Annotated in this window: 6 protein-coding genes; all 6 read left to right on the top strand. The window is 40.9% G+C overall.

Annotated elements, in window-relative coordinates:
• Positions 1 to 121 precede the first annotated feature (121 nt).
• Complete coding sequence (locus BN161_RS14910) at positions 122 to 3,328, top strand: SusC/RagA family TonB-linked outer membrane protein (RefSeq protein ID WP_044267566.1); 3,207 nt, start codon at positions 122 to 124, stop codon at positions 3,326 to 3,328.
• Positions 3,329 to 3,342: 14 nt separating this feature from the next.
• Positions 3,343 to 5,340, top strand: a complete 1,998-nt coding sequence (locus BN161_RS14905; protein ID WP_044267573.1) for a RagB/SusD family nutrient uptake outer membrane protein — start codon at positions 3,343 to 3,345, stop codon at positions 5,338 to 5,340.
• 129 nt (positions 5,341 to 5,469) lie between these two features.
• Positions 5,470 to 6,846: a pectate lyase gene (locus tag BN161_RS14900; RefSeq protein ID WP_044267565.1), complete on the top strand. Its 1,377-nt coding sequence runs from the start codon at positions 5,470 to 5,472 to the stop codon at positions 6,844 to 6,846.
• Between the two features lie 86 nt (positions 6,847 to 6,932).
• Complete coding sequence (locus BN161_RS14895) at positions 6,933 to 8,354, top strand: glycoside hydrolase family 28 protein (protein WP_081743719.1); 1,422 nt, start codon at positions 6,933 to 6,935, stop codon at positions 8,352 to 8,354.
• A gap of 57 nt (positions 8,355 to 8,411) precedes the next feature.
• Positions 8,412 to 9,809: a sulfatase-like hydrolase/transferase gene (locus tag BN161_RS14890; RefSeq protein WP_044267562.1), complete on the top strand. Its 1,398-nt coding sequence runs from the start codon at positions 8,412 to 8,414 to the stop codon at positions 9,807 to 9,809.
• Positions 9,810 to 10,115: 306 nt separating this feature from the next.
• Complete coding sequence (locus tag BN161_RS14885; protein ID WP_244436512.1) at positions 10,116 to 12,413, top strand: TonB-dependent receptor; 2,298 nt, start codon at positions 10,116 to 10,118, stop codon at positions 12,411 to 12,413.
• Positions 12,414 to 12,483: the final 70 nt, after the last annotated feature.

The following is a 12,483-nucleotide window of genomic DNA, read 5'->3' as shown; positions in this document are numbered from 1 at the left end:
TTTTTGCAGGCGGAATAATGTGTACGATAACGGTAGCGTATTCTGTTTATCTTAAATTTATTTATTAATCAATTATATTAATAATCTATGAGAATCTTACACAAAAAAAATGTGCTTATTAATGCTTCTATTGATAAGCTGTCCTTTAGGTATCTTTGCCCAGAACAAGACGCTTTCCGGTACGGTTCGCGATGCGATTGATGTGGTGATCGGAGCTTCTGTAACGGTGAAAGGTGACAAATCTATTGGTACTATTACTGATATGGATGGTAATTTTAAACTCTCTGTACCAGCTTCGGCTAAAGAATTGGTAGTTTCGTTTATTGGTTATGAAGACCAAACTGTAGTCATTGGCAGTAAAACTCATTTTGCCGTTACTCTCAAAGAATCTTCAGTAATGTTGGAAGAAGTCGTTGCTATTGGGTATGCGAAGGTGAAGCGTAAAGAATTGACGGGGTCTTCTGTTTCAGTGGGTAGTAAGGATTTGGCTATTGCTCCTGTGACTACTGCAGCACAAGCATTGGCGGGTAAAGCGGCTGGTGTGAATATCGTACAGCAGAGTGGTGCTCCGGGTGCTGATATCAATATTACGGTACGTGGTGGTACATCAATCACGCAAGGAACAGAACCACTTTATATTGTTGATGGTTTCCAAATGGAAAATGGTTTGCAGAATGTAGATATTAATGATATCGAAACTATTGATGTAATGAAGGATGCTTCTGCAACGGCTATTTATGGTGCTCGTGGTTCCAATGGTGTTATATTGATTACTACGAAATCCGGTAAGGCAGGTAAGACTGAAGTTTCTTATAATGGTTTTGTCAGTTTTGATCGATTAGGTAAGAAACTGGATTTGATGGGAGTTGAAGACTATGTAAAGTATCAGTATGAGTTCCAGTTACTTCGTGGAAATGAAGATAACTTTTCAAGTATTTTCGGTGGTGATATCAATTCTGGTGATTTTTATACCGGTGCATACGGTCGTATTGCTAATGAGTATGGTAATCGTGCCGGTATTGATTGGCAGGATGAGGTGTTCGGTAATACGGGTATTACACAGAATCACAATGTGAATATCAGTGGTGGTAGTGAGAAGACTAAATATATGTTGAGCTACAATTACACTGGCGAGGATGGCATAATGGATAAACATGGTTATCAAAAGAATAGTATCCGTGCTAAGATTAATCATGAATTATGGAAAGGTGTGCGCTTTGACTTTTCTTCTAGCTTGCAAATGACTAAAATTGATGGTGGAGGTTCGCTGGGTGGTACATTGAAACAGACTATTTTGCAACCAGTAACAGGTGGTGTGAAGTGGACTAATGAACAATTGTTAGGTTCTGATTTGGCTGACCTCTTTTCTGAAATGTATGGTGGTGATAATTATGATGCTAATAATCCAATCATCAATAACCAATCTATTACGAACGAGAAATATACCCGTATGGCAACAGTGAATGCCGGGTTGGAAATAGATATATTGAAAGATTTGACTTTCCGTACTTCCGGGAGTTATATGTGGCAGCAAGTGCGTAAGGATTATTGGGATAATGGTAATACGAAGACAGCTTCTTCCAATCAAAGTCCTTATGGCTATGGGTATCGCAATAACAGCGAAAAGTTCTCTTGGCAGATTACAAATACATTGAATTATGCATTTAACGTGAAAGAGGCTCATCGTTTTAATGTTTTGCTTGGACAAGAAACTTGGTATCAGGAATCCATGAATCTGGATAATGAATATCGTAAATTCTCAGATGGTAATTTTGGATTGAATGATGTCAGTATGGGTACTCCACAAACATGGAAATCCGGAAAAAGTAGAGTTGGTCTTGTTTCCCTTTTTGGTCGTCTTTCTTATAACTATAGTGATCGTTATTTGTTTACTGGAACGTTACGTGCTGATGGTTCTTCTAAATTTGCCCGTGGTCAACAGTGGGGCTATTTCCCTTCAGCTTCTGCTGCATGGCGTATTTCTGAAGAGGGTTTCATGAAAGATTTTGATTTCTTTCAAAATCTGAAATTACGTGTAGGTTATGGAACCTCAGGTAATAACAATGTCGATAATAATATGTATGCTACAGATTATGGTTCAGGTCATTATGGCTATAATGGCAGTGATTACATAACACTGGTACCTGGTACAACACTTGGAAATCCCAAATTGAAGTGGGAAAAGACTACCACCACTAATATTGGTTTGGATATATCGATTTTTAATAGTCGTGTTAATCTGTCAGTAGACTGGTATAATAACGAATCTTCAAATCTATTGATTAAGAATAATATTCCGACTTCTACCGGTTATACCCATCAATTCCAGAATATTGGTTCTATCCGTAATCGTGGTGTAGAATTAGTTTTGAATACAACTAATATCCGTACGAAGGATTTTACCTGGACAATGGATTTCAATATTGCTTTCAACCGTTCAAAAGTATTGGATATTTATGGTGATAGCGAAACAGATAATTTCATAACAGAATATGAATCCCGTATGGGGTTCAAAATTGAAAAAGGAAAACCGTTAGGGCAATTCTTTGGTTTGATTTATGATGGTATATATACGACGGATGATTTTACGCAGAACGCTGATGGTGGTTATACATTGAAAGGTGGTATCCCTTATTTGAAAGGTTCTAATCGTGAAAATGTAAAGCCGGGTGATGCTAAATATAGACCGACGGCTGGTGAGGTAGATGCAGATGGAAATCCGGTATGGGGTACTAATGATCGTACTGTGATAGGAAATGCAGCTCCTAATTTCACTGGAGGTTGGAATAATACGTTTACCTATAAAGGATTTGATTTGACTGTTTTCATGAATTTTGTAGTAGGTAATGATGTGTTCAGCATGAGTACTCAACGCTTTATTGGCCCGTATCTGGCTAATCAGAATACACTTGAAAAAATGAAGAACCGTTTCACATTGATTGATCCTTCAACGGGTAAAGAAAGTTCTGATTTGGCTCGTTTGGCTGCACTGAATCCACACCAATATGATGGTAATGCTTTGTGGAATATTTCAGGGAATAACAAAACTGCCATTAGTGAACGCAGTAACTATTACTTGGAAGATGGCTCTTATTTACGTTTAAATACTATCACTCTAGGATACACTTTACCAAAGAAACTAGTGCAACGCGCTAAAATCAGTAATGCCCGTGTGTATTGTACCTTGAATAACATTCATACTTTTACCGGTTATACAGGTTATGACCCCGAAGTATCCGCATCAAGCAGTGCTTTGACACCGGGTATCGATAATTCTTCCTATCCTCGTTCTAAAAGTTGGGTAGTAGGCGTAAACTTAACATTCTAAATTAGACAATGAATATGAAAAAGATAATAAATATTTTAGGTGTATCCGCTGCCATGTTATTGGTTTTTACTTCTTGTGAAGACTGGTTGGATATGCCTTCCGAATCAAAAGCGGATAGTTCCACTGTTTTTGAAACAGTAGGAAGAGCAGAGATGGCTGTGATGGGTGGCTATTCATGGTTACACACTCAAGAATTGGGATATCAATTATTGATGGGTACGGATGAGTCGGCTTCAACAGAGTCCAATTCCAAATACAATGTGGCCAACTATGACTATACCAATACTTCCAGTATGTTAAGTTCTACTTATACTAATATGTATAAGGCTATTGAATATGCCAATGTGTGCGTCAAGAATCTTCCGCAAATGAGTGTCAGTGACAGTGAGAAGAAAAAAGTAGATGCGTTGCTGGGTGAGGCCTTGGCGATAAGGGCTTATGCTTATTGGAATATTGTTCGTTTTTATGGCGATGTACCATACACTAATGTGCCGACAGCAGAATTGGCTACTTTTTCTTCTTCGCGCGTCAGTCGTGATATAATTTATGATAATTGTATCGAAGATTTGCAACGTGCCATAGAACTGTTACCTTGGAAGAGTGAAGGTATGGTTGCTACTCCCGAGCGTTTTACAAAGAATTCGGCATATGGTATATTGGCTCGTGTTGCGCTCTATGCTGCTGGTTATTCTTTACGTTGGGATCTGAATACGGTACCGTATACTCAGAGCTCTTTAAAGATTGCGCAACGTAGTGATGCTGCTCGCATAAAGGAACTCTATCAGATAGCGGCGGATGCTTGTAAAGCCGTTATAACTAAAGGAGAGAATAAATTGCTGGAAGACTATGATCAGGTTTTCAGGGATTTGGGAAATCAGCAATATAATGCTGAGACTATGCTTGAGTATGGTTGGTACAGTACTAATGGACCGGATGTCCGCACCGGTTATACGAATGGTATACCTACGAGCGGTACGGATAATGAAGGTTTAGGTAAGGGGGGGAGCCAAATGATAGCTATGCCGACATTCTATTTTGAGTTTGAAGAGGACGACCAACGGCGTGATGTTTCGGTATGTAATTATGGACTTAAATTATCTACCGGCAACAACGCTTACCAAATGAATACTTTTGCAGGTATGGGGGTAGGTAAATATCGCATTAACTGGAAAAAGGTTAGAGGATCTTCTGACAGTAAGCGGGATTTTAATTGGCCTATATTGCGCTACTCTGATATCTTGCTGATGTATGCTGAGGCTTTGAACGAACTGAACAACGGTGCCACTTCCGAAGCCAAGAAGGCTATAGAAGATGTACGCTTGCGCGCATTCAGGAATGATGCTGCCAAAGTAGGGACGATCCCTTCTGACTATGGAGATTTCAGAGATTACATTATACAGGAGCGTAAACTGGAGTTATCCAATGAAGGACTTCGCAAAAGTGATTTGGCTCGTTGGGGTATATTGGTCGATTATTTGACGACTGAAAAGGAAAAGCTGGTTCAATTGGCCAAGCGTGAGGGCAGATATGCTGATGTGGATGTATATCGTGCTTATAAGCTGGCTTCAACGCCGTCTTTTGCAGATCCGACGATAGCGTTGCCTTACATTTCAATGACTGAACAGGATTTGGTGAATATGGGACTCTCTGAAGATGCATTGACTACTTTGCATACATTAAACTCAGGCTCTAAAGGTGCCTTGAAGACTAACTTCTTTGAAGCGGATGGAAAGGTTTATTTTAAGAAAGAAGATGTGCCCGCTGATGCAAAGAAGGTGGAAGAAGTGGAATATACGATTCTGAACATGTTCAGTGTCAATTCTATTAAACAGAAAGGAAACCTTTGCGTGGAAGATGTTGAGGGACTTTCTGCTAATAATGCATGGATTACGGGTAAGACCGGTGTCTTTTATGGCATGAAAAAGAATATGGTGGAGATACTGCCATTCAATACTACGAATATAATTGATGTGAATCCGGGACTTGCCGGTCAGCAGCATCCGTGTTATTAATAAATGCTTTAAGATAGGAAAAGGCGGATCTCCTGAGAGAGGTACCGCCTTTTTCTTCAGTAGCATACTTTTATTGAATGACAATCTACGTTTCAGAATGCAAAATCAAAACAGTAAAATAGTGTAATCATGAAGAATACTTTTCTTATCACTTGCCTGCTTTTTGCGGTTACCTGTATGCAAGCGCAACAAATAGCTTTTCCCGGAGCTGAGGGGTATGGTAAATGGACTGTTGGCGGACGTGGTGGTCGTGTACTTACCGTGACTAATCTGAATGACAGTGGTGAAGGCAGTTTCCGTGATGCGGTGGAGCAAATAGGCGCTCGTATAGTGATCTTTGCCGTGGATGGAACCATTGAGTTAAAGTCGCCGCTTCGTATAAATAATGATAGTATTACTATCGCGGGACAATCTGCGCCGGGTGACGGTATTTGTCTGAAGGATTATCCGCTAGTGGTGAATGCCAGCAATGTTATCATACGCTATATCCGTGTACGTGTGGGCGATCGATACCGTTTGGACAGTGACGGTGTGGGTGGTGGACGTTACGGACAGAAGAATGTGATTCTCGACCATCTCTCTGTTAGTTGGAGTATTGATGAGTGTCTCTCTATCTATAAAACCGAGAATCTTACCGTACAGTGGTGCTTGGTTGCCCATAGTCTGAACACCTCGGTTCATACAAAAGGAAGTCATGGCTTTGGAGGTATTTGGGGAGGATATAAGGCTACTTTCCATCATAATCTGTTAGCAAATCATGCAAGCCGCAATCCTCGTTTCTCTTCTGTAGATGGTACGAAATGGGTGGATTACCGTAATAATGTTGTGTATAATTGGGGATTCAAGACCGCTTATGGAGGTGGACATCATGCTGAGATTAACATGGTGAATAACTATTATAAGCCGGGACCGGCTTCTCAGCACCACCGTTTGCTTGATGTTGCAGAGGATGGGACAGGACGTTATTATGTGGCTGGTAACGTGATGGCAGGTGATGATGTTGTGACACATGATAATCACAGTGCTATAACTGATTGTGCCGGGAAATGTTATATACCCGGCAGGAAAAGTGCCGGACCGGATTCAGGGATTTCTCCCGAAGCTATTCCGGCTTCGGGTGAAGAATGTACATCCTGTTTGGTCGGCTCTCCTTTTCCGAATGAACCGATCCATGAAGATACCCCTGTTGTTGCTTATCAGCGGATTTTGGAATCTGTGGGATGTAGTTTCTCACAGGATAGCTATGATCGTGAGGTCTTACGTCAAGTAAGAGAGGGGATTGGTACATTCGGTACAGACGGTATTATCAACTCGCAGGAGGATGTAGGCGGTTGGCCTGTTTTAAAAGCAGGGAAAGCGTTGAAAGACAGTGATGGAGACGGTATGCCCGATGCTTGGGAAAGTAAGCATGGCTTAAATCCGAAAAGTGCTTCAGATGCATCAGCTTATACATTAAATGAGAGTTATACTAATATTGAAGTTTATCTGAATAGTTTGTGCCGATAATATCTGTTTTTGTTTACTGTAGAGTTTGCATTCAATAGCAAGCCTTTTAATGACTTATTGTTTAATTATTAATCAAAAAAATCACTATGAAGATTTACTTTGTCCGGATTGTCCTGGTTCTGTTGATGACCTGTTTGAGTACAAATATTCAAAGTAAGGGAATACCGGATTTTTCTTGGATGAAACAGGTTGGTGCTGTATCTTATCCTGCACAACAAACTGTATATGATGTTGTGGATTATGGTGCTAAAGGTGATGCTATATGTATGAATACCAAGGCTATTCAGAAAGCAATTGATACAGCAGAACAAGCCGGAGGTGGAATGGTTGTATTTCCTCCTGGTATTTATCTTACCGGTTCCTTGTTTGTGGGCAATAATGTAAATCTTCATATTTCCAAGGGAGTCACTTTGGTGGGTTCTCAAGATATAGTTGATTATAAAAAGATCGATACCCGTGTAGCAGGTATAGAGATGGAGTGGCCTTCTGCACTGATAAATATCATTGGCAAGAAAAATGCAGCTATTTCCGGTGATGGAGTAATTAATGGACGTGGTAGGATTTTCTGGGATAAATATTGGAATATGCGTAAAGATTACGAGATGAAAGGTTTGCGTTGGATTGTGGATTATGATTGCGAACGGCCTAGGGGGATTCTTATCGCCGAGAGTGAGAATGTGACAGTACGTGATATTGTGCTATATCAGCCTGGCTTTTGGAGTTTGCATGTTTTGTATAGTAAACATATAACTATTGATGGCATTATAATCAGCAATAATATTGAGGGACATGGGCCGAGCACGGATGGCATTGATATTGATTCGTCAGAATACGTTTTGGTCCAGAATTCTAATATAAATTGCAATGATGACAACTTTTGTCTGAAGGCCGGACGTGATAGTGACGGGCTTCGGGTCAATCGTCCTTGTCAATATGTGGTAATTCGTGATTGTATAGCAGGTTCGGGAGGAGGAATGTTTACTTGTGGTAGTGAGACTTCGGGAGGAATTCGCAATATTGTGGCATACAGGATGAAAGGTATAGGTACAAAATGTGGGTTACGTTTTAAGAGTACTTGCCAACGTGGTGGAGTGATTGAAAATATTTATTTGTATGATATCGAAATGGTGGAAGTTGAACGACCAATTGTTGTAGATTTGAATTGGAATCCTGCATATAGTACATCTAAACTTCCGGAAGGATATGATATAAAGAAACTTCCAGCGCATTGGCTTAAAATGTTAGAACCTGTGAGTTTAGCACAGGGTACTCCTGTGTTTCGGAATATATCTTTTGATAAGGTAACTGCTTCTAATGCGCAATCTTGTATAAATGTAGTTGGAATTGCTAGTAGCAGAATTGAAAATTTCGTGTTTCACAGCGTCTGCCTTAAAGGTAACAAGGCCGGGAAAATAGTTTGGGCTAAGGACTGGCGTTTGAATGATGTCCGTATTGAAGCAAGTAATGATTTGATTTTGGAGTGTAATGAGAATGTGGTTATTCCATAATTGTATGTTATTCATTGCGATTGTATGATAAATGAACTTTTCTAATAATATTATAGTATGGTCAAGAAGAATTTTTTAGGAGGATTTTGTGCTGTAGGTATGTTGGTGCTTCCTCAAATAGTTGTAAGGGGGCAACAGGTAACCTCACCGAATACTGAAAAGACTAATATCATTTTTATACTAGCCGATGATATGGGGTATTGCGATTTGGCTTGTTATGGAAACAAGTATATTGAAACTCCTAATATAGATAAATTGGCGGCTACGGGCACCTCTTTTACTCAGTGTTATGCCGGTTCGGGAATAAGTTCTCCTTCCCGTTGTGCATTAATGACTGGAAGGAATACTGGAAATACCACTATTCGTGATAACTTTTGCACTGCGGGAGGAATTGAAGGATTGAAGGGTACGAAACCTATACGGAGAATGCATTTGCTACCCAATGATACGACTATTGCTACTGTGTTGAGTAGTGCCGGTTATAGGACATGTTTGGTAAATAAATGGCATTTGGATGGTTTTAATCCTGAAGCAACTCCTTTAAATCGCGGATTTGATGAGTTTTATGGTTGGCTTATTAGTACTACATACTCCAACGATCCATATTATTACCCTTATTGGCGTTTTAATAATGAGAAACTGGAAAATGTGAAAGAGAATGAAGGAGATAAACACATCAAACATAATACAGATCTTTCAACGGAGGATGCAATTAAGTTTATAAATAGAAATAAGGAGAATCCTTTCTTTCTGTATTTGGCTTATGATGCGCCACATGAACCTTATATAATTGATGAAACAGTTTGGTATGAGGATGAGACGTGGGATATGAATACTAAACGATATGCTGCTCTTATCACACACATGGACCGGGCTATCGGGCGTTTGTTGGCAGAGCTTGACAGATTGGGGCTACGTGAGAATACAATGGTTATCTTTGCTTCGGATAATGGAGCTGCCAAGCAAGCGCCATTGGCGGAATTAGGATGTAAAGGTTCGCTTAGGGGGATGAAGGGACAGCTTTATGAGGGGGGAATTCGTGTACCTTTTATTGTTAATCAGCCTGGTAAAGTTCCGGTTCAGACACTGAATAATATTATTTATTTTCCAGATGTACTGCCTACACTGGCAGCGGTGGCTAATGCAACGGATAAGTTGCCTCAAACACTAAATGGTATAAATATCTTGCCTTTATTCTATGGTAAACAGATGAATACGGACAATCGTTTGTTATATTGGGAATTTCCCGGCAAGCAACGTGCAGCACGTAGGGGTGACTGGAAAGTGGTTACTATTAACAAAGATGCTCCTTTAGAATTGTATAATATAAAAGAGGATATGACTGAATCTGTGAATCTAGCTGATAAATATCCTGAAATGGTGGCTGCATTTGAGAAAGAGATGAGAAGAATGCGTGTGCCTACTCCTAACTGGCCGTTGCCTGGTGAAATTTGATTATTCAGTGAAGATTGACTTTTTAAGAAAGGGTATGCTTCAGAATGTCATTTCTTGTCATATTAATGGGAGACTGCTAATACAATATACCTATTAATAGCGATTGCGGCGTATACTCCTATCGAATACTCCGGTAAGATATTTACCTGCATATAGCGATTGTTTTGCTTTCAGTTTATAGAGACCTTTGCATCGATTTATTAACTGCATAAAACTCTTTGTAAATTGAAAGCAAATATAGAAAAACTTACCTTATTTCTTTTCTTATTATTTTCTTCATTATCAGTCTATTCACAAGGCAGCGCTATGATTTCCGGCAAGATACTGTCTACCGAGAAAGAAATCGTTGACTTTGCGACTGTCTACCTGAAAGGAACCGGCTATGGAGGTACTACCAACCAAGAAGGTATCTATCATATAAAGGCTCCCGCAGGCAATTATACCCTGGTAGTGTCTGCCGTGGGGTATAAGACGGTAGAGAAGCAAGTGAAACTGGTGGCAGAAGAGCGGGTGAGACAGAATCTCACAATCACTCCGGAAACACAGCAACTGGATGAAGTAACGATTGTCTCTACAGGTGTGACCCGTTTGAAACGCTCCGCATTCAATGCAGTGGCAGTAGACACAAAGGAGTTACAGAACACAACGAAGAACCTGAGCGATGCCTTGACCAAGGCACCGGGTATGAAACTTCGTGAGTCTGGCGGTGTGGGGTCGGATATGCAACTTATGCTGGACGGATTCAGCGGAAAACACGTGAAGGTATTCATCGACGGTGTTCCACAGGAAGGTGTGGGAAGCTCGTTCGGGCTGAACAACATACCAGTGAACTTTGCCGACCGGATTGAAATCTATAAAGGCGTAGTACCTGTAGGGTTTGGTACGGATGCCATTGGCGGCGTCATCAATATTGTTACCAACAAGAAACGTCGCCGCTGGTTCTTGGACGCATCCTATTCTTATGGTTCGTTCAACACTCATAAGTCCTATGTCAACTTCGGGCAGACTTTCAAGAACGGCTTTACGTACGAAATCAATGCTTTCCAAAATTATTCAGACAATGACTACCATGTATATGCTCCGGTGGAAGATTTCGAGACGGGAAGGATAGACCGTGACAAGAAAGTGCGTGTGAAGCACTTTAATGATACATACCATAACGAAGCTGTCATCGGGAAGTTGGGGATTGTAGACAAGTCGTGGGCGGACCGTTTGATGTTCGGTTTCACCTATTCCAATATGTATAAGGACATACAGACTGGTGTACGACAGGAAATCGTGTACGGACAGAAACATCGCAAAGGCCATTCGCTGATGCCTTCGATAGAGTACTATAAGCATGATCTGCTCACTAAAGGTCTGGATATGGCATTGACCGTCAATTACAATAAGAATGAAACCACTAATGTGGATACTGCTTCATACAAGTACAATTGGTATGGGCAGAAGGCGCTGATGAACTCACCCGGCGAACAGTCTTATCAATATTCACGGGCGGACAATAATAACTGGAATGGTACGCTGACTGTGAACTACCGCATCAATAGGGCACAGATGCTGACTTTTAATCATGTATTGAATGCTTTCCACCGTTCCAACACCTCCCTACTTGCCAAGGAAGAGCAAAAAGAGGCTATCGCCAAGGAAACCCGCAAGAATATTTCCGGCCTGTCCTATCGCCTGATGCCGTCTGAAGACTGGAACTTCTCCATATTCGGCAAATATTACCAACAGTTTGTAGGAGGGCCGATGGCTACATCCAGTAATCAGAGTGAGTATGTGCGCACTACTCGCGATGTGAGTTCCATGGGTTATGGCGCGGCGGGGACTTATTTCATATTACCCAGCCTTCAGGCCAAATTGTCCTATGAGAAAGCCTATCGACTGCCTACTATTGAAGAAATGTTCGGTGATGAAGACCTGGAAATGGGAGATATAGGCATCAAGCCTGAGAATAGCGACAACCTGAACCTTAACCTCAGCTATACCCGGACATTCGGGAAACACTCCGTATATGTGGAAGGAGGTCTGATATACCGTAATACAAAAGACTATATTCAGCGTAACATTGCCGACCTAAGCGGAGGTAAATCAGCTGCTACCTATATAAATTATGGTAAGGTGTTGACGAAAGGCTTTAATGTTTCCGCCCGATATGGTTTCGGAAGATGGCTGAGTGTTGGAGGAAACTTTACGCAGATGAACGTGCGTGACAACATGAAGACCTCGATCTCCAGCAGTGCGGCCAATCTTGCCTATAAAGAGCGTATGCCCAATCTGCCGTATATGTTTGCCGATTCGGACGTGACGTTCTATTGGCGCAACCTTTGGAAGAAGGGTAATACACTGACGGTTTCCTACGACAACCAGTATCTGCATAGTTTTACTTATTATTCATCTAATATTGGATCGAATAAGAACGATTATGTGGTGCCTAATCAGTTCTCGCACAATCTGGCGCTTTCTTATAGTCTGCACAACGGACGGTATAATTTGTCGTTTGAGTGCCGCAACTTTACGAACGAGAAACTGTATGACAACTTCAGTCTTCAGAAGCCCGGGCGGGCATTCTACGGGAAAGTGCGTGTGTATTTTGGTAATTAAAGATGATTGGTCCGATATATGTCCCGTTGGTGGAATTGACTTATATTCGGAAAGTAATAAGTTAAATGAT

The organism is Bacteroides timonensis (assembly GCF_000513195.1).
In the GTDB taxonomy this organism is placed as follows: domain Bacteria; phylum Bacteroidota; class Bacteroidia; order Bacteroidales; family Bacteroidaceae; genus Bacteroides; species Bacteroides timonensis.
Note: the sequence above shows the minus strand (reverse complement) of the source record. Positions and strands in the feature narration are given on the sequence as shown.

What these genes read in the sequence shown, in the direction of transcription:
- BN161_RS14885 (WP_244436512.1), top strand. Translation starts at nt 10,116, where the DNA reads ATGATTTCCGGCAAGATACTGTCTACCGAGAAAGAAATCGTTGACTTT.
- BN161_RS14900 (WP_044267565.1), top strand. Translation starts at nt 5,470, where the DNA reads ATGAAGAATACTTTTCTTATCACTTGCCTGCTTTTTGCGGTTACCTGT.
- BN161_RS14890 (WP_044267562.1), top strand. Translation starts at nt 8,412, where the DNA reads ATGGTCAAGAAGAATTTTTTAGGAGGATTTTGTGCTGTAGGTATGTTG.
- BN161_RS14905 (WP_044267573.1), top strand. Translation starts at nt 3,343, where the DNA reads ATGAAAAAGATAATAAATATTTTAGGTGTATCCGCTGCCATGTTATTG.
- BN161_RS14895 (WP_081743719.1), top strand. Translation starts at nt 6,933, where the DNA reads ATGAAGATTTACTTTGTCCGGATTGTCCTGGTTCTGTTGATGACCTGT.
- BN161_RS14910 (WP_044267566.1), top strand. Translation starts at nt 122, where the DNA reads ATGCTTCTATTGATAAGCTGTCCTTTAGGTATCTTTGCCCAGAACAAG.